General features: G+C 51.5%; 20 protein-coding genes. 12 read left to right on the top strand and 8 right to left on the bottom strand.

All coding sequences use genetic code 11. The annotated features are described in order from the left end of the window. The first annotated feature begins 88 nt into the window (after positions 1-88). Both JQN73_RS10840 and panB read left to right on the top strand, forming a co-directional pair. A complete protein-coding gene (locus JQN73_RS10840) occupies positions 89-736 on the top strand; it encodes a deoxynucleoside kinase (protein ID WP_205323024.1) in 648 nt (215 codons plus the stop codon). Between the two features lies 1 nt (position 737). Continuing rightward, entirely contained in the window at positions 738-1589 is an 852-nt protein-coding gene (panB, locus tag JQN73_RS10835; protein WP_205323023.1) for a 3-methyl-2-oxobutanoate hydroxymethyltransferase, read from the top strand. Positions 1590-1734: 145 nt separating this feature from the next. Here the strand turns inward: panB and can are convergent, their stop codons facing one another. From can to JQN73_RS10800, 7 genes are all read right to left on the bottom strand, one after another. Continuing rightward, positions 1735-2400 (bottom strand): carbonate dehydratase, encoded by a 666-nt coding sequence (can, locus tag JQN73_RS10830; protein WP_205323022.1) that lies wholly within the window; start codon positions 2398-2400, stop codon positions 1735-1737. A gap of 325 nt (positions 2401-2725) precedes the next feature. Further along, positions 2726-3865, bottom strand: coding sequence for a molecular chaperone DnaJ (gene dnaJ / locus JQN73_RS10825; RefSeq protein ID WP_205323021.1), 1140 nt, complete (start codon positions 3863-3865; stop codon positions 2726-2728). Between the two features lie 311 nt (positions 3866-4176). Next, entirely contained in the window at positions 4177-6117 is a 1941-nt protein-coding gene (dnaK, locus tag JQN73_RS10820) for a molecular chaperone DnaK (RefSeq protein WP_205323020.1), read from the bottom strand. A 155-nt stretch (positions 6118-6272) separates the two neighbouring features. After that, positions 6273-6812, bottom strand: coding sequence for a nucleotide exchange factor GrpE (gene grpE, locus JQN73_RS10815; protein ID WP_205323019.1), 540 nt, complete (start codon positions 6810-6812; stop codon positions 6273-6275). A gap of 531 nt (positions 6813-7343) precedes the next feature. Then, positions 7344-8450 (bottom strand): ferrochelatase, encoded by a 1107-nt coding sequence (gene hemH, locus JQN73_RS10810; RefSeq protein WP_205323018.1) that lies wholly within the window; start codon positions 8448-8450, stop codon positions 7344-7346. Between the two features lie 160 nt (positions 8451-8610). Next, the gene (gene recN / locus JQN73_RS10805; protein ID WP_205323017.1) at positions 8611-10290 is read right to left on the bottom strand and encodes a DNA repair protein RecN; all 1680 of its coding nucleotides are present in this window, start codon (positions 10288-10290) and stop codon (positions 8611-8613) included. Positions 10291-10495: 205 nt separating this feature from the next. Beyond that, a complete protein-coding gene (locus tag JQN73_RS10800; RefSeq protein ID WP_205323016.1) occupies positions 10496-11422 on the bottom strand; it encodes an NAD kinase in 927 nt (308 codons plus the stop codon). A gap of 66 nt (positions 11423-11488) precedes the next feature. Here JQN73_RS10800 and JQN73_RS10795 point away from each other — a divergent pair, with 66 nt between their 5' ends. Continuing rightward, positions 11489-12241, top strand: coding sequence for an HAD family hydrolase (locus tag JQN73_RS10795; RefSeq protein WP_205323015.1), 753 nt, complete (start codon positions 11489-11491; stop codon positions 12239-12241). 216 nt (positions 12242-12457) lie between these two features. Next, entirely contained in the window at positions 12458-13480 is a 1023-nt protein-coding gene (gene hrcA / locus JQN73_RS10790; RefSeq protein WP_205323014.1) for a heat-inducible transcriptional repressor HrcA, read from the top strand. Between the two features lie 136 nt (positions 13481-13616). Here the strand turns inward: hrcA and fur are convergent, their stop codons facing one another. Then, complete coding sequence (gene fur / locus JQN73_RS10785) at positions 13617-14036, bottom strand: ferric iron uptake transcriptional regulator (protein WP_205323013.1); 420 nt, start codon at positions 14034-14036, stop codon at positions 13617-13619. 74 nt (positions 14037-14110) lie between these two features. On the opposite strand from fur, the gene JQN73_RS10780 reads away from it, so the two are divergent. From JQN73_RS10780 to JQN73_RS10745, 8 genes are all read left to right on the top strand, one after another. Continuing rightward, a complete protein-coding gene (locus JQN73_RS10780; RefSeq protein WP_205323012.1) occupies positions 14111-14707 on the top strand; it encodes an outer membrane protein assembly factor BamE in 597 nt (198 codons plus the stop codon). A 23-nt stretch (positions 14708-14730) separates the two neighbouring features. Beyond that, the gene (gene dapB, locus JQN73_RS10775; RefSeq protein ID WP_205323011.1) at positions 14731-15537 is read left to right on the top strand and encodes a 4-hydroxy-tetrahydrodipicolinate reductase; all 807 of its coding nucleotides are present in this window, start codon (positions 14731-14733) and stop codon (positions 15535-15537) included. A gap of 178 nt (positions 15538-15715) precedes the next feature. Then, the gene (locus JQN73_RS10770) at positions 15716-16408 is read left to right on the top strand and encodes a MotA/TolQ/ExbB proton channel family protein (protein WP_205323010.1); all 693 of its coding nucleotides are present in this window, start codon (positions 15716-15718) and stop codon (positions 16406-16408) included. 87 nt (positions 16409-16495) lie between these two features. Further along, entirely contained in the window at positions 16496-16927 is a 432-nt protein-coding gene (locus JQN73_RS10765) for a biopolymer transporter ExbD (RefSeq protein ID WP_205323009.1), read from the top strand. 335 nt (positions 16928-17262) lie between these two features. Continuing rightward, complete coding sequence (leuS, locus tag JQN73_RS10760; RefSeq protein ID WP_205323008.1) at positions 17263-19908, top strand: leucine--tRNA ligase; 2646 nt, start codon at positions 17263-17265, stop codon at positions 19906-19908. Positions 19909-20001: 93 nt separating this feature from the next. Next, the gene (lptE, locus tag JQN73_RS10755) at positions 20002-20637 is read left to right on the top strand and encodes an LPS assembly lipoprotein LptE (protein ID WP_205323007.1); all 636 of its coding nucleotides are present in this window, start codon (positions 20002-20004) and stop codon (positions 20635-20637) included. 12 nt (positions 20638-20649) lie between these two features. After that, positions 20650-21666: a DNA polymerase III subunit delta gene (gene holA, locus JQN73_RS10750; RefSeq protein ID WP_205323006.1), complete on the top strand. Its 1017-nt coding sequence runs from the start codon at positions 20650-20652 to the stop codon at positions 21664-21666. Between the two features lie 47 nt (positions 21667-21713). Continuing rightward, positions 21714-22985, top strand: coding sequence for a glutamate-5-semialdehyde dehydrogenase (locus JQN73_RS10745; RefSeq protein WP_205323005.1), 1272 nt, complete (start codon positions 21714-21716; stop codon positions 22983-22985). Positions 22986-23033 lie beyond the last annotated feature (48 nt).

Raw genomic sequence — 23033 nt, 5'->3', positions numbered from 1 at the left:
GATCTTGTTTTCGGCGATGCTTACGATAATATTGCCGCTCATTCATTTACATTGCGAGTAGGTTAAGCGCTCCCTTTATCTTTCAAATATGAATCTACAAAATTACAAGTACGTCGTGGTTGAAGGTCCTATCGGTGTCGGAAAAACGACCTTAACGCAAAAAATCGCCGCCCATATGGGCGCGCAGGTGTTGCTAGAACAGCCCGAAAGCAATCCGTTCCTGGAAAAGTTCTATACCGATCCATCGCGTTACGCGCTATCAACACAAATGTTCTTCCTGTTTCAGCGGGTAAATCAATTGCGCGGTCTTGCGCAGAGCGATCTTTTCAACGGCACGGGCGCGGTGGCGACTGATTTTTTGCTCGATAAAGATCCCATCTTTGCCAACCTCACCTTAGCCGACGACGAGTTGAAACTGTATCAGCAGCTTTATGAACATTTGCGTCCGCAAGCGCCGACGCCAGATTTAGTCATTTATTTGCAGGCGGAGCCCGACACGCTTGTTGAGCGCATCAAAAAACGCGGGATTCCTATGGAGTCAGGAATCACCTCTGATTATCTTAAGCGTCTATGCGAAAGTTACAGTCGCTTTTTCTACGATTACGAAGCCGCTCCCCTGTTGATAGTGAATAACCAACATATGGATTTGTCGGGTGACGATGCTGATTTCACGCTGTTGCTGGACCGCATTGACAGCATGCGCGGCAAGCGTGAATTTTTTAATCGTGGAGAATAATATGGCTGGCTATTTGCAAGGTGAAACAGTCTCAACGACCACAACCACGCCGCATCGACGAACGAAAGCGGTAACAATCCCTAGCCTGCAGAGCATGCATGATAAAGGTGAGAAAATTACCATGCTGACCTGTTACGACGCCAGCTTTACCGCGTTGCTGGATCGCTGCGGAATAGACACCATTTTGGTGGGTGATTCGCTCGGCATGGTGTGTCAGGGACACTCTTCAACGTTACCGGTAACGGTAGCAGATATTGCGTATCACACGGCCAGTGTTTTTCGTGCCAAACCCACCGCTTTCATCCTTGCCGATTTGCCATTCGGCAGTTACGGCACGCCTGAAACGGCATTGATCAACGCCGTGCAATTGATTCAGTCCGGCGCACAGATGGTCAAGCTGGAGGGTGGTACGTGGCTTGCGCCGACGGTGCGTTTTCTGACTGAACGGGCGATTCCCGTATGCGCGCATCTCGGACTCACACCGCAATCTGTGCATCAGATGGGTGGCTACAAGGTGCAGGGCAAAACCTCTGCTGCGGTGGAGCAACTTAAATCGGATGCCTTGGCGTTGCAAGATGCTGGCGCAAGCATGTTGGTGCTGGAAGCCATTCCGGCGAGTCTGGGCAAGGAAATCACCGAATTACTCGCTATTCCCACTATCGGGATCGGCGCTGGTCCTGACTGCTCAGGCCAGGTATTGGTATTGCACGATTTGCTGGGGGTGTTTCCTGGCCATAAAGCACGCTTCGTGAAAGATTTCATGGAGGGTCAGACCAGTATTGATGCAGCCATCAAAGCTTATGTTGCAGCGGTGAAGGATCGATCCTTTCCGGCGCCGGAGCATTGTTTCTAGCGCGCTGAACCTGACCTCAACGCATAGGTTTATAGAAAGCTGCGCCAAATAAAAAAAATCCCCAATCGTTTCATTTGATTGGGGATTTTTTCATTGCACCGGACTAAATGGTGAAACCGTTTTTCTGCGCTTAGCTGTCGCCAACCTATTCGTCGTAACGCTTCAGGCTGCAGGCCATCGCCTTGGCCAAGTCATCCGGGCCGCTCGCGGTCACACCTAAATCCCGCAATAGACCGTCTTGCAGGCCATACACCCAACTATGGATCGTCAGTTCCTGACCACGCTCCCAGGCATCTTGCACGATCGTCGTCTGGCAGATGTTGCTTACCTGCTCCATCGAGTTAAGTTCACATAACCGATCATGACGTATTTGCTCGGACAAAGCCTCGCCCAGGTACCGCTCATGCTTTTGATGCACGTCCTGCACATGCCGCAGCCAGTTGTCGGCAAGTCCCACCCGGCGCTTGGTCAACGCAGCATGGACACCGGAACAGCCGTAATGACCGACGACGAATACATGCTTCACCTTCAAGACATCGACAGCAAACTGGAGCACCGACAAACAGTTGAGATCACTGTGGGCGACAACGTTCGCAATATTCCGATGCACGAATAATTCGCCTGGACGCAGGCCCAGTAATTCGTTGGCCGGCACACGGCTATCCGAACAGCCGATCCAGAAATACTCCGGTGACTGTTGGGCGGCCAAGGTTTTGAAAAACGTCGGCTCACGTTCGGTCATCCCAGCAGCCCATTGACGGTTGCTTTCGAAAAGTTGTTCCTTCGTCAGGACATTTTTAGGTTCTATCATCGTTTTCCAATCTGATTAACGCGTTATTCACATGGATTTAAACCAATTTTATGAATCCGCATGCACGCCATTTTATCCAAAATGCGCCTTGCCAACGTTTTTTTTGATGAAGTTTATCTCAAAAGCAATTAATTGCGCACACCAGACGCGCGCTACGTCCGAATGACCAACGCATTCACTTCACGATTCGAATCTGAATTGAAATAATAAAAGCCGCTAATGACGATCATCAGCGGCTTTTAAGCGTGCGGCTTGCGAATTTTATTACCCCAGCACAAGCTTGCAAGCGCGGCCGGGCTTCATTATTCGCAAGCTTCGCGACACCTTACTCAAAAAACTCTTTTACCTTATCTTTCCAAGACTTACTTTGAGGGTTGTGCTTTGCGCCTCCCTCGGTGGTTAGTTCGTCAAACTCCTGCAGAAGACTTTTCTGACGGTCGCTCAGCTTGACTGGCGTTTCCACCACGACGTGGCAAAACAGATCGCCAGCATAGCCTGAACGCACGCCTTTAATACCCTTGCTACGCAAACGGAAGGTTTTGCTCGACTGGGTTCCCTCGGGAATGGTGAACGAGACCTTGCCGTTAAGCGTTGGCACTTCAATTTCGCCACCCAGAGCAGCCTTGGCGAATGAAATCGGCATTTCGCAATGCAGGTCATCGCCATCACGTTGAAATACGCCATGGGGTTTGATATGAATTTCGACATACAGGTCACCGGGAGGTCCACCATTGGTGCCCGGCTCTCCGTTGCCGGACGACCGAATCCGCATGCCATCGTCAATGCCTTCTGGAATCTTCACTTCGAGCGTCTTGTTACGCTTGATGCGTCCAGCACCAGCACAAGAGGCACAAGGCTCAGCAATGACTTTGCCGCTGCCATGGCATTTAGGGCAAGTTTGCTGAATACTGAAAAATCCTTGCTGCATCCGCACTTGACCGTGACCGCCGCAGGTTGGGCAGGTTACCGGTTGTGTACCTGGCTTGGCACCGCTACCGTGACAGGGTTCGCAGGCATCCCATGAAGGTACCCGGATCGTTGTGTCGAAACCGTGCGCCGCTTGCTCCAGCGTGATTTCAAGGTTGTAGCGCAAATCGGCACCGCGATAGACCTGAGGGCCCGCGCCACGACCGCCACGCGCGCCACCCCCGCCACCGCCAAAGATGTCGCCGAAGATATCGCCGAATGCATCGGCGAAACCACCGCCAGCACCGCCGCCACCGCCACCGCCCATATTGGGATCGACGCCCGCGTGACCATAGCGGTCATACGCCTCGCGCTTTTGCGGGTCCGATAGCATCTCGTAGGCTTCTTTGCCTTCTTTGAATTTATCTTCTGCACCTTTGCTATCCGGATTACGGTCCGGATGATGTTTCATTGCGAGCTTGCGGTACGACTTCTTGATTTCTTCATCAGAAGCGTTTTTCGCTACACCCAGAATTTCGTAAAAATCACGTTTCGCCATTTCTTGGCACCTTACTTATCATTGAAGAACACGTTTGCTATTTTCAGCGGAACGTCATTCGGACCGACCAACACTAGCGCGTTCAACATCATCCGCAAACTAACGCAATCCAACGTAATCCATGCGTTAGTCCCTCGAATGTCTGCACTGATCTCACCCAAACAGCGGCAAAGGCTAGTCCAGAATTAATCACGCACCGGCAGTAACATAGCAATTTGTTCAAAGCGAAAACGCCGAACAGAGCTTTAAGCTTTGTCCGGCGCGTCAACGCAGTGCTTTGGAATCGCTCCAAAACACTGCACGGACGGGTTTTACTTGTCTTTTACTTCTTTGAAGTCGGCGTCTACAACGTCGTCTTCTTTCGGCTTGCTTTCTGATGATGCACCAGTCGCGGCACCTTCAGCGCCACCGGCTGCAGCTTGCTGCGCTTGCATATCGGCATACATCTTTTCGCCAAGTTTCTGCGCTGCTGTGCTCAAGGCTGCAGATTTGTTGTCGATGGCGGCTTTGTCGCTACCCTTCAACACTTCTTCCAGTTCCTTGATTGCTGCTTCAATGCTTTCTTTCTCAGCCGCTTCCAACTTGTCGCCATATTCAGCCAGCGATTTGCGGGTTGAATGCACCAATGCATCGCCTTGGTTATGCGTTTCAGCTAACTCTTTCAAGCGCTTATCGTCTTCGGCGTTCAATTCAGCATCACGCACCATCTTCTGGATTTCATCTTCGGTCAAACCAGAGTTTGCCTTGATGGTGATCTTGTTTTCCTTACCGGTGGCTTTGTCTTTGGCGCCGACGTGCAAAATACCGTTGGCATCAATGTCGAAAGTTACTTCAATCTGCGGTGTGCCGCGTGATGCTGGCGGGATACCTTCCAGATTGAATTCGCCCAGACCTTTATTACCGGCCGCCATTTCGCGCTCACCCTGGAACACTTTAATCGTCACGGCTGGCTGATTGTCATCCGCCGTCGAGAAGACTTGGCTGAACTTGGTAGGAATGGTCGTATTCTTCTTGATCATTTTGGTCATCACGCCGCCCATTGTCTCGATACCGAGTGACAGCGGAGTAACGTCCAGCAGCAACAAGTCTTTACGATCACCGGACAATACAGAACCCTGAATTGCGGCACCGACTGCAACCGCTTCGTCTGGATTCACGTCTTTACGTGCATCTTTACCGAAGAATTCTTTGACTTTTTCTTGCACCTTAGGCATACGGGTCATACCGCCGACCAGAATGATATCGTCGATGTCGGAAACTTTAACGCCAGCGTCCTGAATCGCGATACGGCACGGTGCGATTGTTTTTTCGATCAACTCTTCAACTAAAGACTCAAGCTTGGCACGTGTCATCTTCATGGTCAGATGGACTGGTGCGCCATTCGCCATTGCAATGTACGGCTCGTTGATTTCTGTCTGTTGCGATGACGACAATTCAATTTTTGCGCGCTCAGCAGAAGCTTTGATACGCTGCAATGCAATCGCATCTTTACCCAAATCGATACCGTTGACTTTTTTGAACTCGTCCAGGATGTAATCGATCATGCGTTGATCGAAATCTTCACCGCCAAGGAATGTATCGCCGTTTGTCGACAATACTTCAAATTGCATTTCGCCATCAACATCGGCGATTTCAATAATCGAGATATCGAACGTACCGCCACCCAAGTCGTACACTGCAATCTTGCGATCGCCTTTTTCAGTCTTATCCAGGCCAAACGCCAAGGCAGCTGCGGTTGGCTCGTTGATGATACGCTTGACATCCAGACCGGCGATACGACCAGCGTCTTTGGTTGCCTGACGTTGCGCATCGTTGAAGTAAGCAGGAACGGTGATGACCGCTTCTGTAACTTCTTCGCCGAGATAGTCTTCAGCGGTTTTTTTCATCTTGCGCAGCACTTCTGCAGCGATTTGCTGCGGTGCCAGTTTCTTGTCGCGTACAGCAATCCATGCATCGCCGTTGTCGGCTTTAGTAATCTCGTAAGGCATCAGCGAGATGTCTTTTTGCACTTCTTTTTCGTCGAATTTGCGACCAATCAGACGTTTGGTTGCGTACAGCGTATTTTTTGGATTAGTGACAGCCTGACGTTTTGCAGGTGCGCCGACCAAAATTTCGCCGTCTTCCTGATAAGCGATCACGGATGGCGTGGTACGTACGCCTTCGGAATTTTCAATAACCTTAGGCTTGCCGCCTTCCATAATGGAAACACAAGAATTTGTCGTACCCAGATCAATACCGATAATTTTACCCATGATGCTGTCCTTTACTAAATTTGTTTAATTTTGATAGGTTGAATATTGGGAGAAAAATCGGGCTTTCAAGCCTTTTCAGGTCTAAATAAGCGGTTATTTTTGATTTTCTCGCTTATTTCGGCCTATTTAGACATTTTCTCCGTCTATCTGGCGCTTTATTTACTTTGAGCAACAGTTACCAGGGCCGGACGCAACAAGCGGTCCGAAATCATGTACCCTTTTTGCAACACGCTCACGACCGTGTTGGCTTCCTGCTCAGCAGGAACCATCGAAATTGCCTGATGTTTCATCGGATCGAGGCGTTCGCCCGGTTGCGGCGCAATTTCCACGATGCGGTTTCGTTCAAAGGCGGCGACGAGTTGCTTCAACGTCATTTCAACGCCTTCTTTCAACGCCTCAATGGAAGGCGTTTCCAGTTTCAGGGCGATTTCCAGACTGTCTTTTACCGGCACCATCGCTTCAGCGAAATTTTCGATAGCGAATTTGCTGGCGCGTGCGATATCTTCTTGCGCGCGACGACGGACATTTTCCGTATCCGCTTTAGCGCGCAGAAATGCATCTTGCAAATCGGCAATTTTAGCTTGCGCCTCTGCTAATTCAATTTCCAGTGCCGACTCGGACGTGACCGCCGCTTGTTCTTCAGCGATGGTATTTTCGGCTTCAACTTGCGCGGTTTGCTTTTCCATGTCTTCCATTCAAAAATCTCCTGCAATTAGTGACTTAATAATGTGTTAAACGCGTTTCGGGCGGTGTTTTGCAATGTTTTAGGTAGCTCAACGCGCGAAATGAGGACTTTAAAGCGGGTTGATTTGACTCTATGCCTAGCCAAATGGGGCTATCCCCTACTTTTTCAAGGGATTTAACTTAAGTCAATGTGTGGCATTGCAACAATTTGTTTCACATTTTACCCCTTTGCGTTTGCTGCAACGCATCAAGACAACTATCATTTGCGTATGTAGTCTTTTAACGGAAATTTCAAGGCGTTCAAATCGAAAGTCGAGAGTTGACTCCGCCATAGGTGAATATCATGAAACTATCCCTCATTTCAGCGTTTATGCTGTTGTATATCTCTTTAGCCGCTGGCTGGATCAGCTATTCACATCTCGTTGCTATTTATTAATTTGCACGCTGGTAGTTTGCAATTGTTCAATCGGTTGCGTGATTTTGACGATTTTTATCATCATGCGTTACTAAGCGCTTAATATTAGCTTGATAGTAGCTTGATATTATTTAGCCGCTCCCACGCGCAACGCTTCAGCCTTTTGCACTTTCTCTTGTAATTGTTGCTCAGCAAGGTCGTTGGCGGATAAATGTGTTGGCCAGCCGATTAATTGCTCCTCGGCCACCGTCGCCAAACCCTGAATCCATATCGGTGACTCGTTTAAGCACGGGATCAGATAAAACTCTTTGCCGCCCGCTTTCAAAAAGTCCGCTTTTGCTTCCATACCAATCTCTTCCAGCGTTTCCAGACAATCACTGGTAAAACCGGGGCACATTACGTCTACGCGCGCGACGCCTTGTTTGGCTAATTTCTCCAACGTCGGGGCAGTGTAAGGTTGCAGCCACTCCGCCTTGCCGAAGCGCGACTGAAATGTGACCAGGTATTGGTCTGGCGACAGATCGAGCGCTTGCGCCAACAATCTCGCGGTTTTATAACACTCGCAATGATACGGATCGCCTAGTAGCAGCGTACGTTTGGGTACGCCATGAAAGCTTAATACCAATTTATCCGGCATCCCGTTCATCGCCCAATGCGCCAGCACGGATTCTTTTAGCGCATGAATATAGGCTTCGTTATCGTGATAATGCTTCATCAAACGCAGCTCCGGCACATTGCGCACCTTGGCGTAATGGCTGAACACCGCATCAAAGATGGATGCGGTAGTGGTCGCCGAATACTGCGGGTAGGCCGGAATAATGAGGACCCGATCACAACCGTCCAGTTTTAACTGGTCCAGAACCGATGACACCGAAGGATTGCCATAGCGCATAGCGTAGGCGACCTGTACTTTATGCCCACGTTGGCCAAGATATCCACGCAGCAGTTTCGCCTGCTTTTCGGTATGCACCTTCAGCGGAGAACCTTCATTGGTCCATATCGACGCGTATTTCAGCGCCGATTTTCTGGAGCGAAACGGCAAAATAATGCAGTGCAAGATCAACCACCAGATGGCGCGTGGAATTTCGACCACGCGGGTATCGGAGAGAAATTCCTTTAAATACCGCCGCACTGCGCTGGAAGTCGGAGCGTCCGGCGTTCCCAGATTGATCAGCACTACCGCTGTTTTGGCGGTAATACCGTGCGTGAAGGGTGGCTCTTTACGAAAGGTCATGCGAAGTTCCTAAAAAATATCCTGAATTCTGCACTGGTGAGTGGGTAGCGACCACGATATAACGCTAGGCGATGAAATTAAACCATGAAGCTAACTTATGAACCGAAGCCGAAAAATTAAGCTATAAAATTAAGCTATAAAATTAAGCTATAAAATTAAGCTATGAAGCCAGCAGCTCCCGCGCATGCTTGCGGGTGGTCGCGGTAATTTCCAGACCGCCCAACATCCGCGCAATCTCTTCGACCCTGCCTTTTGTATCGAGGCTATCGATGGCGGATACCGTTTTGTTGGCGGCACTTTGTTTGCTAACCTGAAAATGCTGGTTAGCCTGGCTGGCAACCTGGGGTAAATGCGTGACGCACAACACCTGACGGGCCTGACCGAGACGTTTTAGCAGGCGACCAACAACTTCGGCAACGCCGCCGCCTATGCCACTATCAACCTCATCGAATATTAGCGTCGGGGTGGCAGTGGCGCTGGATGTAATCACCGAAATCGCCAACGCAATCCGGGCCAGCTCGCCGCCAGAGGCAACCTTTGCCAAAGGCCGAGGTGCGACGCCAGCATGACCGGCGACCAGAAATTCAACTTGTTCAATCCCATAAGCGGCGGGTTCGCAAGGATTTAAGGCGGCCACAAAACGCCCACCACTCATGCTCAACTCCTGCATGGCCAGCGTTACGGTTTGGGTTAAACTTTTTGCCGCTTTGAGACGTGCCTTTGACAACTTTTGCGCCAATCCAAGATAAGTTGTCTTGAGTTTTTCTTCCTGCGCACGCAAGGCATCCAAATCGCTGGCGTCAGCCAATTGCTGCAATTGCAAAGAAAGCGTGACGAGTTCCTGCGGGATGGCGTCCGGCTCCAATCTGAATTTGCGCGAAGCCGAGTGGATCGCTTCTAACCTGCGATCAACTTCGTTCAGGCGTGCAGGGTCAAGTTCAACCCGGCTCAGATAATCATTGAGGGCATACACCGCTTCTTGCAATTGTATCCGCGCGGGCTCCAGCGCTTCCAGAACCGGTTTCAGGTTTGCGTCCAGGTCGACCAGTTTGCCAATCTTGATATTCAGGCCGGACAATTGGGACAGCATCGGGCTTTCAGACTCAGATATCAGATTAAGGGCCTCTTGCGCGCCTTCAATCAAGCTTGCAGCATGGGACAAACGACTATGTTCATTGGTGATCTCGTCCCACTCGCCCGACTTGACTGCCAGCTTTTCCAACTCGTTGACTTGCCACTCAAGACGCTCGCGTTCCAGCAAAACGTTCTTGGCGTTAGTTTCAAATTCCTGGCGTTGCCGCGACAATGCGCGCCAGTTTTTATACGCGCTCGCAACGTTCTGCAAATCTTCTTGTAAGCCTGCCTGCCCATCTAACAACAAGCGTTGCGAGTCTGCTTTCAGTAACGACTGATGGGCGTGTTGACCGTGAATATCGACCAGCATTTCGCCCAGTTCGCGCAACTGCCCGGCAGTAGCGGCAATGCCATTAATGTAGGCCTTGGAGCGCCCCGCATTGTCGATGACCCGGCGTAATAGCACGCCACCTTCCTCGCTCTCAAACTCGTTCGTCGCCAACCACGCCTGCACTGCTTCGCTGGTATCAATCGGGCTACCTTCGCTACGGTTCGATACCGAGAATTCGGCGCTGATATCGGCTTTGGCCGCGCCTTCACGCACGACGCTGGCGTCACCTCGCCCGCCCAATGCCAGCGCCAGCGCATCAATCAGGATAGATTTTCCCGCACCGGTTTCGCCGGTGAAGACTGTAAAGCCAGAGGCAAGGTCAAGCTCAATGGCATCAACGATCACAAAATCGCGAATGGAAAGGGTGCGCAGCATGGAATCGACAAGTTCAGGTTATAGAGCAGAAATCGGTTTCAGGGAGCTGACAATGGTGTCGCTGGTCACGGCTAACAGCCATGTAGCTGACCGAGCAGTGTACCGTAATTGATCGCGCAGGATAAGGCGCTATCCTGCACGTGGGTATTTATTGCGCACTATTCGATGCTGAGGACACCCAGAACACTCATAAAAATCAGCACAATCAGCGCAAATGACCGTCTGCCGACGGGTATTCATTCCAGTGCAATTTTTGACGCAGCGTTTCGTAGTAGCTCCAGCCAGCAGGATGTAAAAAGGTGATGGTGTGCTCAGAGCGCTGAATGACAATGCGGTCTCCGAGTTGCAAGCTGGTAAGCGACTGCATATCAAAATTGACGTTGATCTCTCGCCCATTGACAATTTCAATCACGATTTCACTGCTATCCGGCACGACGATAGGTCGATTAGACAACGCATGTGGGGCAATTGGCACCAATACAATGCCATTCAACGAGGGATGCAGCAATGGCCCGCCTGCAGATAGCGCATACGCCGTGGAACCGGTCGGGGTCGACACAATAAGCCCATCGGAACGCTGGTTATACATAAAACGGCCATCCACATCGACGCGCAACTCTGCCATGCCCGAAGTACCGCCGCGGGAAACCACGATGTCATTGAACGCCAGCGCACTGAAGATATCCACGTCGTCGCGCTTGACCACACCTTGCAACAAGGACCGCCGCTCGGACTCATACTTTCCATCCAGCATTTCACCCAGTACCGGCAACATGCGCTCTAATGAAATATCGGTCATGAAACCGAGTCGCCCCTGGTTAATACCGATCAGCGGGACATCGTAAGGTGCCAGCTGCCGCGCAATCCCTAACATGGTGCCGTCGCCGCCGACGATGATGGCGGCATCGGCCTGTTGCCCGATTTGTTCCGGCGTCATGGCCTCGAATCCGGTCAATGCAATATTTTGGGCGGTCTCGGCCTCGAACACCACTTTATGTCCGCGCACTTGCAAAAAGTCGGCGACCTCGGTTAAGGAGTCGTCGATACCAGCGGCAAAATACTTGCCAACAATCGCTATGGTTTTAGGCAAACTAGGTAAATTCTGTTGGTGAGATAATTTTATAGGCCACATGCTGCCGATTAGACCATAATTTAGGTCTGCATTAAAGCTTCTCTAAAGGATAGTCCCTCAATTGTCATGAATAATATCGTCAGCCATCAATCTGCACCCAAGCCAGCGCCCCACGGACCGATTAAAGCTGTGCTGTTCGATCTCGATGATACTCTGTGGCCGATCATGCCGGTATTGGTGCGCGCGGAAAAACTCTTATATGACTGGCTTTGCCTGAATGCACCGGCAGTGTCACGCGCTTATACGATAGACACTCTGCGTCAAAGACGCCAGGCATTGAGCGCCACTGACCCACTGTTTAAAATTAATTTATCCGCATTACGCCACGCAGGGCTGACCGAGGCATTCAATGCGGTGGGTGAAGATGTCTCTAAGATTGATGCAGCTATGGCGCTTTTTGCGGAGGCGCGCCATGCGGTGACGCCTTTCGACGATGTTCAGCCGGTGCTCACCCGCTTGAGCCAACACCTGTTATTGGGTTCCGTATCGAACGGCTTCGCAGATTTGGAGATAATCGGCCTGTCACAGCATTTCGCCATTTCCATCGCCGCGCATAGCTTTGGCTGTGCTAAACCCGATCCGACCATCTTTCACGCCGCCTGCGATGCCCTTGACGTTAAACCGGAACAAGCAGTGTATGTCGGCGACGATCCGCATTTAGACGTGATGGGGGCCGGGGAGGCGGGGTTGCGCAGCGTCTGGATTAATCGATTTGACCGCGTATTACCCGCAGGAATTGTCGCGGACGCGGAGTGTAGGTCATTGCATGAGCTTGAAGCATGGCTGAATGGTCAGGCTAGTCAGGCCCGCAACCGTTGACGCCACGCGCGCCAGAGATCCCGTAGCCGGATGCAAAATAGGCTTCTAAGATAAAATAAAAACCATTAAAAACGCGTAAAAGCCAGTAAAGACAAGTGGCGATGTCCGCAAATAGGCGCGATGCGGCTTAACAGTGTATAAATACAATTATTAAGGGCTACGAAGCAGTCGTTCATAGCCCATGGCAAGTCCCGCCAGCACCTAACAATAAACACCATGCATCTTGATACTCGCGCGCAAACTTTATTGAAGGCTTTGGTCGAACGCTACATTGCAGACGGTCAGCCGGTGGGCTCTCGCGCACTTTCAAAAATCTCCGGATTAGAATTATCCCCGGCAACTATCCGCAATATCATGGCGGATCTGGAAGAAATGGGGTTCGTCGCCAGTCCCCATACCTCCGCCGGACGGGTGCCGACGCCCAGAGGTTATCGCGTGTTTGTGGACACCTTGCTCACGGTCCAGCCGATTGATGAAAGCGCGCTTGAATCACGAATGCAAACGAGGCTGCAAACCAACTCACCGCAAAAAATCATCGCCAACGCGGCGCAGGTGCTGTCCTCGCTCTCGCAATTTGCCGGCGTGGTCCTGACGCCGCGAAGAGAGTCGATATTTCAGCAAATCGAGTTCTTACGCCTATCCGAAAAACGTATATTGCTCGTCATTGTCGGTCCGAGTGGCGATGTGCAAAATAGATTATTACTGACCGATGTCGATTACACGCCATCCCAACTCATCCACGCGGCTAATTTTATTAATCAAAATTACGGCGGACAAAGTATTGACGACGTTCGCCTGCGCCTGCAGACAGAAGTGCGCCAGTTGCGCGATGACATGAATCGACTCATGATGGCCGCTGTTGAGGCCGGTAGCGAGGCGATGACCGACGATGCGGATGAAGTTGTCATCTCGGGAGAGCGCAACTTACTGAGCGTGACCGATCTATCGTCCAGCATGAGTTCTCTGCGCAAACTGTTTGATATGTTTGAGCAAAAGACCAATTTGATGCGGCTGCTGGATATATCTGGGAAGGCGACGGGGGTGCAAATATTCATCGGTGGCGAATCGCAGCTGGTACCAATGGAAGAAATGAGCGTAGTCACCGCACCCTACGAAGTGAATGGAAAAATTGTGGGCACGCTAGGTGTCATCGGACCTACCCGAATGGCGTATCAACGCGTGATACCGATTGTTGATATCACCGCGAAGCTACTTTCCAACGCCTTGAGTCAAAATTAATCGAGACTGAACGGGAGCGCGAGCCAGAAGCTATTCTGCAAAGGCTCCTGGTCCGTTTACCTTATTTCCATGCCAACAACGCGACACGGTCACGCTGCACAAGGTCACGCTGCAATAACCGCATTGATGCCAGCGTTTACTTTTTTACGCAGTTCCGGCAGTGGCCGTATAGCGCGAGAGCGTGATCCGCGATCTCAAAGCCGCGTTCCGTGGCGACAGCTTTCTGACGATTTTCGATTTCTTCATCATAAAACTCTTCGACCAGTCCGCAGACCAGACAAACCAGGTGGTCATGGTGCGAACCTTCGTTTAGCTCAAAAACGGCCTTGCCGGTTTCAAAATGATTCCGCTGCAATAGCCCGGCTTGCTCGAATTGCGTCAGTACACGATAAACAGTTGCCAAACCGACATCTAAATTCTCGGTAAGTAAAATCTTGTAGACGTCTTCGGCGCTGAGGTGGCGCACCTCGCTATTTTGGAAAATTTCCAAAATCTTAAGTCGCGGTAAAGTAGCTTTAAGGCCACTGGCTTTTAGTTCTGATGGATTGTTAGGCATGTTTACGTCGCAAATGGATGATCTGCTTTATCATATAGCGTTTTAGCACAATTGCTCAATCAATTGAGATCCTTATGCGAATGTTGCTCTCCCGTAGTGCCCGCACCTCCGCCCTGACACTGGCTGCCGTTTCGATAGCTTTGTTAGCAGGATGCGCATCTAAAACCCCCCTAATTGACGGCCCGACTTCGGCAACCGGCACCAATGGCGCTAACGCGAGTTCGGCTACGCCGACCAGCGCGACGGCGAACAACGGCGTCCAAACCATCAAGAATCCCCGTTTCTTCGGAATTTTCTCGCCTTATCGCTACAATATTCAGCAGGGTAATTTTGTTTCGAAAGAAATGATCTCCCAGGTCAAAGAGGGGATGACCACAGAGCAAGTGTCTTTTGCACTGGGTGCGCCGTTGCTGACCGACATGTTTCATGCCAATCGCTGGGATTACGTATTCCGTTTGCAAAAAGGCAATGGCGAAATTACCTCCAGCCGCGTCAGCGTTTTCTTTAAAGACAACCTCGTGAGCAGCATTGAAGGCGGTTCTGATTTACCGACCGAAGCTGATTACCTTGCGCGCATCTCGGGGGGCAATAAAGAAGCAAAAAAAGCCACCAAAGATAGCGGCATCGCTAAAGACGTGCCAACCCCTCCACCTACCTCGCCTGCACAATAAACCGGCCAAAATCCGAGTTAACTATGAATCAAATGAAAATTGCTGTTGCTGGCGCGTCCGGTCGCATGGGGCATATGCTCATCGAAGCTATTCAGAATGCCGAAGATGCCACATTAACCGGAGCGCTGGATGTGCCGACGGCACCCGGACTTGGATCTGACGCTGCTGCGTTTCTGGGCAAACCCGCCGGTGTCCTGATCGAGTCCGATCTGGATAAGGGCTTGCACAACGCCGCGTTCCTGATCGACTTTACCCGTCCCGAAGGAACGCTGACGCACCTCGCGTATTGCGCCGAACATGGCATCAAGATGATTATCGGCACGACCGGGTTTGATGAAGCTGGTAAGGCGGCCATTGCAGAAGCGGCAAAAAAAACCGCCATCCTGTTCGCACCCAACATGAGTGTTGGCGTCAATGTCACCATGAAATTGCTGGAAATGGCAGCGAAAAGTTTTTCGCACGGCTATGATATTGAGATTATCGAAGCGCATCACCGTCACAAAGTGGACGCGCCATCCGGTACAGCCTTGAAAATGGGCGAAGTGATTGCCGACGCGCTTGGTCGCAAGCTCGACGAAGTCGCCGTCTATTCGCGCGAGGGAGTGACCGGCGCTCGCGATCCATCCACAATAGGATTCGCATCCATACGGGGCGGCGATATCGTCGGCGACCATACCGTGCTGTTTGCCAGCGATGGCGAACGCGTTGAAATTACGCACAAATCCTCCAGCCGGGTAACCTATGCGCACGGCAGTCTGCGGGCCGCCCGCTTTCTCAACGATAAAGCAACCGGTCTATATGACATGCAGGATGTTCTCGGTTTGCGTTAATTGCACAACTGAATTATTGCATAATTGCACTGGAATTTTGTCACCCGCTGGTCTCGGACGATGTCGAATTGAAAACGAAAAATCGTCCGAATAGCGCTCAAATGTAATAAATTGTTGCCAACTAATGATCCCCGCTTAAAGGTCGTTATGCTGCCCTACCACCATCCGGATCAACAACATGAATGATAATCTAGGGTTCGCCCACTATTGGTCGCAAGGCGATGCGGTTTCCCATGGCGTAGCCTATCTGCTACTGATAATGTCCGTGGTGAGCTGGTACTACATTTTGTCCAAAACATTAAGTTCGTGGCGCATCCGGCGCAGCGCTTCCGCGTTAGACGGCTTCTGGCAGGCACCCACTCTGAACGATGCAATTGCCGTCATTAAACCGGTCGATACTGAGAGCGTTTACGCGCCACTTGCCATTCAGGCAGCAGACGCAGCAGGCATTCGTTCGCCAATGACCAGCAAACCCGCCGCCTCGCTCAATGCAGGAACCGACCTGGGCGAGTTGATCACGCGCACGTTGCGCCGCGAAATCAATCGGGTCTCCTCACGCCTGGAAAGCGGATTGACATTGCTTGCGTCGGTAGGATCAACCGCGCCTTTCGTTGGTTTGTTTGGCACGGTCTGGGGTATTTACCACGCTTTGATGGCGGTTTCCGCTTCAGGTACGGTGCAGATAGATAAAGTCGCCGGACCGGTTGGCGAAGCATTGATTATGACTGCCCTTGGTCTGGTCGTGGCGATCCCTGCGGTGCTGGCGTACAACGCGTTCACCCGCGTTAATCGCGTTACACTGGCGGAGCTCGATGCCTTTGCGCACGATTTGCACGCTTATCTGACGACAGGTAGCCGCGTAGGTAAATAATATCGTTGAAAAATTCAGGTATCTGTTTCGGCCTGAAGTTTCAGCTTTAGATTCAACTCATCTCTCACTTTGCGTCCGGAAACCAGTATGTCATTCGGTGGATTTAACGACAATCAGCACTCAGCGCCAATGGCGGATATCAACATCACGCCGATGGTCGACGTCATGTTGGTTCTGCTGGTGATCTTTATCATCACAGCGCCGTTGTTCACGCACGCGGTCAAGGTCAACTTACCGACCGCGCAATCTGCGCCCGCCCCGGAAAAACCGGAAACAGTGACGTTGTCCATTGACCGCGCTGGCAAAATGTTCTGGAATGACCAGCCAGTTGCAGAACCTGAACTCACTCAGCGCCTGATTATCGCAGCACAAAAACAACCGCAGCCAGAGCTGCAATTACGCGCTGACAAAGATACGCGTTATCAGGTTTTGGCACAGGTCATGTCGCTTGCACAAAATAACGGCGTGACAAAAATCGGTTTTGTAACCGATCCAAAAAGCGCAGCTGCAGCAAAATAAAGCAAGATTGCGCGGGTTGCGAAGCTGAAACGGCGAAATGGTTCGATAGTTCAATAGTTCGATGGGGAGGCAGCATGGCATTAGCATCTCTGTTCACAATCGTTCCACGCTGAGATAGCAATGTAGAGAGAGCAGCGTAGATTAACGCCCGCCCGTCTTATCGTATCAACAAACATATCGCACAATGCTTCGTTTCAGCCGCTCCGCCTAACGGCACCTTTTACAGGTCGCCATGAGAGCGCTGTCCTATGAGAGCACCTGAACCAGTATAATCATCGGTTCCGGGTTAATTTACCCATGCTTTCCCACATTCACCTTTTTAGCCTCATCACGCCATGCAAGAAAAATACAGCCCTAACGACGTCGAAAAATCGACGCAAGACCATTGGCGCGCGATTGATGCCTATAAAGTGGTCGAACACGCCAAAGACAAGAACGGTCAGGACAAGCAGAAGTTTTATGCCTGCTCAATGCTGCCCTACCCTTCGGGCAAATTGCACATGGGTCATGTACGCAATTACACGATCAATGATGTGATGTATCGCTACATGCGGATGAATAACTTCAACGTCCTGATGCCAATGGGATGGGATGCGTTTGGCATGCCTGCGGAAAACGCGGCAATGGCTAACAATGTGCCACCGGCACAATGGACGTACAGCAACATCGAACACATGAAAGCGCAGATGCAATCAATGGGGCTCGCCATTGACTGGTCGCGTGAAATGACGGCGTGCAAGCCAGAGTATTACAAATGGAACCAGTGGATGTTTTTGAAGATGCTTGAAAAAGGCATCATCTACAAAAAGACCGGGACCGTCAACTGGGACCCAATCGACAAAACTGTATTAGCTAACGAGCAAGTCATCGACGGTCGCGGCTGGCGTTCGGGTGCGCTGATTGAAAAGCGTGAAATTCCGATGTATTACGCCAAGATCACCGATTACGCGGAAGAATTGCTGGATCACGTCGAAACCAAGTTACCCGGCTGGCCTGAGCGCGTGCGCCTGATGCAGGCCAATTGGATCGGCAAATCCACCGGCGTCCGCTTCGCGTTTCCGCATAAAATTGAGGAAGACGGCAAGCTCATTCAGGACGGCAAATTGTGGGTATTTACCACGCGTGTCGACACCATCAAGGGCGTTACTTTTTGCGTAGTAGCGCCGGAACACGCATTGGCGACGTTTGCTGCCAAGACCAACCCTGAATTGGTCGAGTTTATCGCTGAATGTAAAAAAGGTGGCGTTGCCGAAGCCGATATGGCGGTCATGGAAAAGAAAGGTATGCCCACCGGCCTCTTCGTTTCACATCCACTGACCGGGCAACTGGTGGAAGTCTGGGTCGGCAATTATGTATTGATTACGTACGGAGACGGCGCTGTCATGGGCGTGCCTGCGCATGATGAACGCGACTTCGCTTTCGCCCAAAAATATGTATTGGCGATTCGCCCGGTGATCGCTGTGGAAGGCAAAGTGTATTCCACCGAAAGCTGGCACGATTGGTACGCTGACAAACAAAACGGTCGCTGCGTCGATTCAGGCAAGTACGACGGCATGCACTTTCAACAAGCAGTTGACGCCATCGCTGCCGACCTGGCCGCGCATGGCCTCGGCGAGAAGAAAATCACCTATCGCCTGCGCGATTGGGGCATCTCGCGCCAACGCTATTGGGGCACGCCGATTCCGATCATCCATTGCGACGACTGCGGAGACGTGCCCGTACCGGAAAAAGATTTACCGGTCCTGTTGCCGGAAGATTGCGTACCGGACGGCAGCGGCAATCCCCTGAACAAGCACGAAAAATTTCTCCATGTCGATTGTCCGACCTGCGGCAAACCCGCGCGCCGCGAAACCGACACTATGGATACTTTTGTCGATTCATCCTGGTATTACATGAAGTACACGTCACCCGGCTCGACCGATGCCATGGTCGACGCACGAAATGACTACTGGATGCCGATGGATCAATACATCGGTGGTATTGAGCATGCGGTATTACATCTGTTGTATGCGCGTTTCTGGACCAAGGTCATGCGCGATTTTGGATTGGTGAAATTTGATGAGCCGTTTACCAATTTGCTGACACAGGGGATGGTTCTCAATGAGACCTACTACCGCGAAGAAAGCAACGGCAAGAAAATTTGGCACAACCCGGAAGATGTGAGTTTAACGTTCGATGAGAAGGGTCGTCCGCAATCGGCAACCCTGAAATCCGACGGGCAGCCGGTCATCATCGGCGGCACGGAAAAAATGTCAAAGTCAAAAAACAATGGCATTGATCCACAGGCCCAAATTGACGAATACGGTGCCGATACGGCCCGTTTGTTCACAATGTTTGCCTCCCCACCGGAGCAAACACTGGAATGGTCAAACGCTGGCGTCGAAGGTGCAAACCGTTTCTTGCGCAGGGTCTGGAGCTTCAGCCATGCACAGGCAGCGAATATTATTCCGGGCTCGAACAAGCCGTACACAGATTTGTCGGGCCCACTCAAAACCTTGCGGCGTGAGGTCCACAAGATTTTGCAACAGGCCGATCATGACTTGAAGCGGATTCAATACAACACCGTGGTCTCAGCCTGCATGAAAATGCTGAACACGCTCGAAGCTGCCAAGCTTGAAGCCACAGGTGCCAGCAATGCGGTATTGACAGAATGCTTGTCGATTTTCTTGCGCGTGCTGAATCCCATTGCGCCGCACATTACGCATACCTTGTGGCAAGAGCTTGGCTTTGCCAAGGTTCATGGCGATATTCTGGATGCAAGCTGGCCCCAGGTCGACGCTCAGGCATTGGAGCAAAGCGAAATCGAGATGATGATTCAGGTGAATGGCAAACTTCGTGGCAGCATCATCGTTGCTAAAGATGCCGATAAAGCGACCATCGAAGCCATGGCCCTGGCGCACGAAAATGTGCAAAAGTTCCTCGAAGGCGCACCGAAAAAAGTGATTGTGGTACCTGGAAAGCTGATTAATATCGTTGTATGAAGTGTCAGTTAAGTTATCAGTTGAGTTACCAGTTGAGTCGCCACCAGCCCGGACAGCTTTTTCGTCCTGAATCTTGATACAAGGAATATCTGTATGACGCGCGTTTCCTTTAGTCGCCAAACGTTAGTTCGCTGGACGATGGTTATCGCCATCACCGCCATGCTCACTGCGTGCGGTTTTCACTTGCGTGGCTCCGCGAGCCTGCCTTTCAGGACGATCTATCTGGGCTCGGCTACGGGTACCCCGCTGGGGGTTGAACTCAAGCGTAACATTCAGGCTAGCGGCAGCACAGAAGTGGTGCCGACTGCAAAAGGTGCTGAGGCCGTGCTGGAGGTGATCGCGCAGACGCAGGAAAAAGTGATCCTCACCCTCAACAGCCAGGGTCGGGCGCGTGAATATATGCTTTATTCAAGGTTTTCATTTCGCTTGAAGGACGCTCAGCAGAAAGAATTGATGCCGGTCACCATGATTACGCTGAAGCGTGACATCAGCTATAACGAATCGGAAGAACTTTCAAAAGTGGCTGAAGAGGCGCTGTTGTATCGCGATATGCAAACTGACCTGGTCCAACAAATTCTGCGTCGCATGGCGGCACTGAAACCCGCCGCAGAAGCTAACGCTACCGCTACGGGGACCGAGCCAGCGCCACCGGCGAGTTCAGCGCCGGCTTCGTCAGCGCCGTCCAGCCAATCAGCGCCAGCAGCACCGACAACACCTGCAGCACCATAACGGGGACCGGCGATGCAACTGCGGATTGACGCTCTTGATACCCATTTGACAAAGTCAGTGGCGCCGCTCTACGTCATCACTAGCGACGAGCATCTGCTTGCGCTCGAAGCGGCGGATAAAATTCGGAAAAGCGCACGTGCTCATGGCTGCTCCGAACGTGACGTTTTGACGGTTGACCGCAGTTTTAAATGGGGCGAACTGCAAGCTGCGAATCAATCCCAATCGCTATTTGGCGATAAAAAATTGATCGAACTACACATCCCCACCGGCAAACCGGGAAAAGACGGCGGTCAGGCGTTGCAACAATATGCCTCGACCCTGAATCCGGATAATGTCACCATCATCACGTTGCCGAAGCTGGATTGGGTCACGCAAAAAGCGGCATGGGTAGGATCGCTGCAGCAAACTGGCGTATATATTGATATACCGCTGGTTGAACGCTCTCAATTGCCAAACTGGATCGGTGTGCGACTGGCCGCGCAACAGCTCAGCGCTGACCGCCAATCACTCGATTTTATCGCTGATCGGGTAGAGGGAAATCTGCTGGCCGCGCATCAGGAGATACAGAAACTGGCGCTGTTGCATCCACCAGGCAAACTCAGTTTCGAGCAGATTCACGACGCTGTCCTTAACGTCGCACGCTATGATGTTTTTAAATTAAATGAAGCGATGCTGGCAGGCGACGTGGCCCGTTTAGTCAGAATGATCGACGGACTAAAAGGTGAAGGCGAAGCGCTGCCGCTGGTACTCTGGGCGATTGCCGAAGAATGCCGCATCTTGTTAAAACTGAAATCGGGCATGACACAAGGCCGACCGTTGAGCGCCTTGCTCAAGGAGTATCGCATCTGGGGTCCGCGCGAACGTCTGATGGAACCGGCCCTGCGTCGTTTATCCCTTGCGACTCTGGAAGCAGCATTGCAACAAGCTGCGCAAGTCGACAAGATGGTGAAAGGTCTGCGGGCCAAGGCGTTTGCTGGCGATGCATGGGATGCGCTATTGCAATTAGGCCTGACGGTCGCACGTTCTTAGGACGATTGTTCTTCATCCATTCAACAAATTAGAGATTCACCCACATTATGGATATTCAGCAATACATCACAGACATCGGCCAACGCGCCCGGGCAGCCTCGCGTTTGATGGCGCGCGCCGATACCGCAACCAAGAACCACGCCTTGACTTTGATCGCTGAGGCAATCCGCCGTGAATCGGATGCATTGCGCCTCGCTAATCAAAAAGATCTGGAAGCTGCGCGTGCCGCAGGCCTGGAAGAAGCGATGCTGGATCGTCTGACCTTATCCGATCAGGCGATCGCCACCATGATTGAAGGTTTGCAGCAGATCGTTGCCCTGCCTGATCCAATTGGCGAGATTTCCAACATGAAGTATCGGCCGACTGGCATCCAGGTGGGCCAGATGCGTGTGCCTTTGGGCGTAATCGGGATTATTTACGAGGCTCGCCCAAACGTCACCATTGACGCGGCCGGCCTATGCATCAAAAGTGGGAATGCCACTATTTTGCGCGGCGGCTCCGAGGCAATCAATTGCAATCAGGTCCTGGCAAAACTGGTCAAAGAAGGATTGAGTGGCGCTGGTTTGCCGGGCGATGCGGTACAGATCGTCGAGACCACCGATCGCGCCGCGGTCGGCGCCCTTATCAGCATGCCGGAATATGTCGACGTGATCATTCCGCGTGGCGGAAAGGGCTTGATTGAACGCCTGATGAAAGAGTCCAAAGTGCCGATGATCAAACATCTGGATGGAATTTGTCACGTCTACATCGATGACCAGGCCGATCCGGAAAAAGCGGTAAAAATTGCATTCAATGCAAAATGTCATCGTTATGGCACCTGTAATACGATGGAAACACTCTTGATCGCCCGTACGATTGCTCCTCTGATACTCCCCGAGCTGGCCCGTTTATATCGCACTAAAGACGTTGAGCTGCGTGCCGATGCTGAGGCGAGCAAGATCCTGCGGGCATGTGATTATCTGCATGTGGTTACAGCCACTGAGGAAGACTGGAGCACCGAATATCTGGCACCGATTCTTGCCGTAAAAATTGTCGATGACGTAGACGAGGCGATCGCGCATATCAATCATTATTCGTCGCACCATACCGACAGCATCGTGACCGAAAATTATTCTCGCTCGATGCGCTTTTTGCGGGAAGTCGACTCGGCCTCGGTCATCGTCAATGCATCCACGCGATTTGCCGATGGCTTTGAATTTGGTCTTGGCGCCGAGATTGGCATCTCAAATGACAAGCTACATGCGCGCGGTCCGGTTGGATTGGATGGGCTGACATCGCTAAAATACGTGGTGTTCGGTCATGGTGAAGTGCGCACCTGAAAGCATAGCCCGCCTCTTGTTTCACCTCCATTTTCGGACTACCTTTAA

Source organism: Glaciimonas sp. PAMC28666, from assembly GCF_016917355.1.
GTDB lineage: Bacteria > Pseudomonadota > Gammaproteobacteria > Burkholderiales > Burkholderiaceae_D > Glaciimonas.
This window is presented reverse-complemented; position numbering and strand designations above follow the sequence as displayed.

Bases quoted from the DNA above. Each gene is read 5' to 3' on its own strand.
- JQN73_RS10770 (WP_205323010.1), top strand. From the start codon at position 15,716: ATGAATGATAATCTAGGGTTCGCCCACTATTGGTCGCAAGGCGATGCG.
- holA (WP_205323006.1), top strand. From the start codon at position 20,650: ATGCAACTGCGGATTGACGCTCTTGATACCCATTTGACAAAGTCAGTG.
- JQN73_RS10795 (WP_205323015.1), top strand. From the start codon at position 11,489: ATGAATAATATCGTCAGCCATCAATCTGCACCCAAGCCAGCGCCCCAC.
- can (WP_205323022.1), bottom strand. From the start codon at position 2,400: ATGATAGAACCTAAAAATGTCCTGACGAAGGAACAACTTTTCGAAAGC.
- dnaJ (WP_205323021.1), bottom strand. From the start codon at position 3,865: ATGGCGAAACGTGATTTTTACGAAATTCTGGGTGTAGCGAAAAACGCT.
- recN (WP_205323017.1), bottom strand. From the start codon at position 10,290: ATGCTGCGCACCCTTTCCATTCGCGATTTTGTGATCGTTGATGCCATT.
- JQN73_RS10780 (WP_205323012.1), top strand. From the start codon at position 14,111: ATGCGAATGTTGCTCTCCCGTAGTGCCCGCACCTCCGCCCTGACACTG.
- dnaK (WP_205323020.1), bottom strand. From the start codon at position 6,117: ATGGGTAAAATTATCGGTATTGATCTGGGTACGACAAATTCTTGTGTT.
- JQN73_RS10745 (WP_205323005.1), top strand. From the start codon at position 21,714: ATGGATATTCAGCAATACATCACAGACATCGGCCAACGCGCCCGGGCA.
- fur (WP_205323013.1), bottom strand. From the start codon at position 14,036: ATGCCTAACAATCCATCAGAACTAAAAGCCAGTGGCCTTAAAGCTACT.
- panB (WP_205323023.1), top strand. From the start codon at position 738: ATGGCTGGCTATTTGCAAGGTGAAACAGTCTCAACGACCACAACCACG.
- leuS (WP_205323008.1), top strand. From the start codon at position 17,263: ATGCAAGAAAAATACAGCCCTAACGACGTCGAAAAATCGACGCAAGAC.
- JQN73_RS10840 (WP_205323024.1), top strand. From the start codon at position 89: ATGAATCTACAAAATTACAAGTACGTCGTGGTTGAAGGTCCTATCGGT.
- lptE (WP_205323007.1), top strand. From the start codon at position 20,002: ATGACGCGCGTTTCCTTTAGTCGCCAAACGTTAGTTCGCTGGACGATG.
- hemH (WP_205323018.1), bottom strand. From the start codon at position 8,450: ATGACCTTTCGTAAAGAGCCACCCTTCACGCACGGTATTACCGCCAAA.
- hrcA (WP_205323014.1), top strand. From the start codon at position 12,458: ATGCATCTTGATACTCGCGCGCAAACTTTATTGAAGGCTTTGGTCGAA.
- JQN73_RS10765 (WP_205323009.1), top strand. From the start codon at position 16,496: ATGTCATTCGGTGGATTTAACGACAATCAGCACTCAGCGCCAATGGCG.
- dapB (WP_205323011.1), top strand. From the start codon at position 14,731: ATGAATCAAATGAAAATTGCTGTTGCTGGCGCGTCCGGTCGCATGGGG.
- JQN73_RS10800 (WP_205323016.1), bottom strand. From the start codon at position 11,422: ATGTGGCCTATAAAATTATCTCACCAACAGAATTTACCTAGTTTGCCT.
- grpE (WP_205323019.1), bottom strand. From the start codon at position 6,812: ATGGAAGACATGGAAAAGCAAACCGCGCAAGTTGAAGCCGAAAATACC.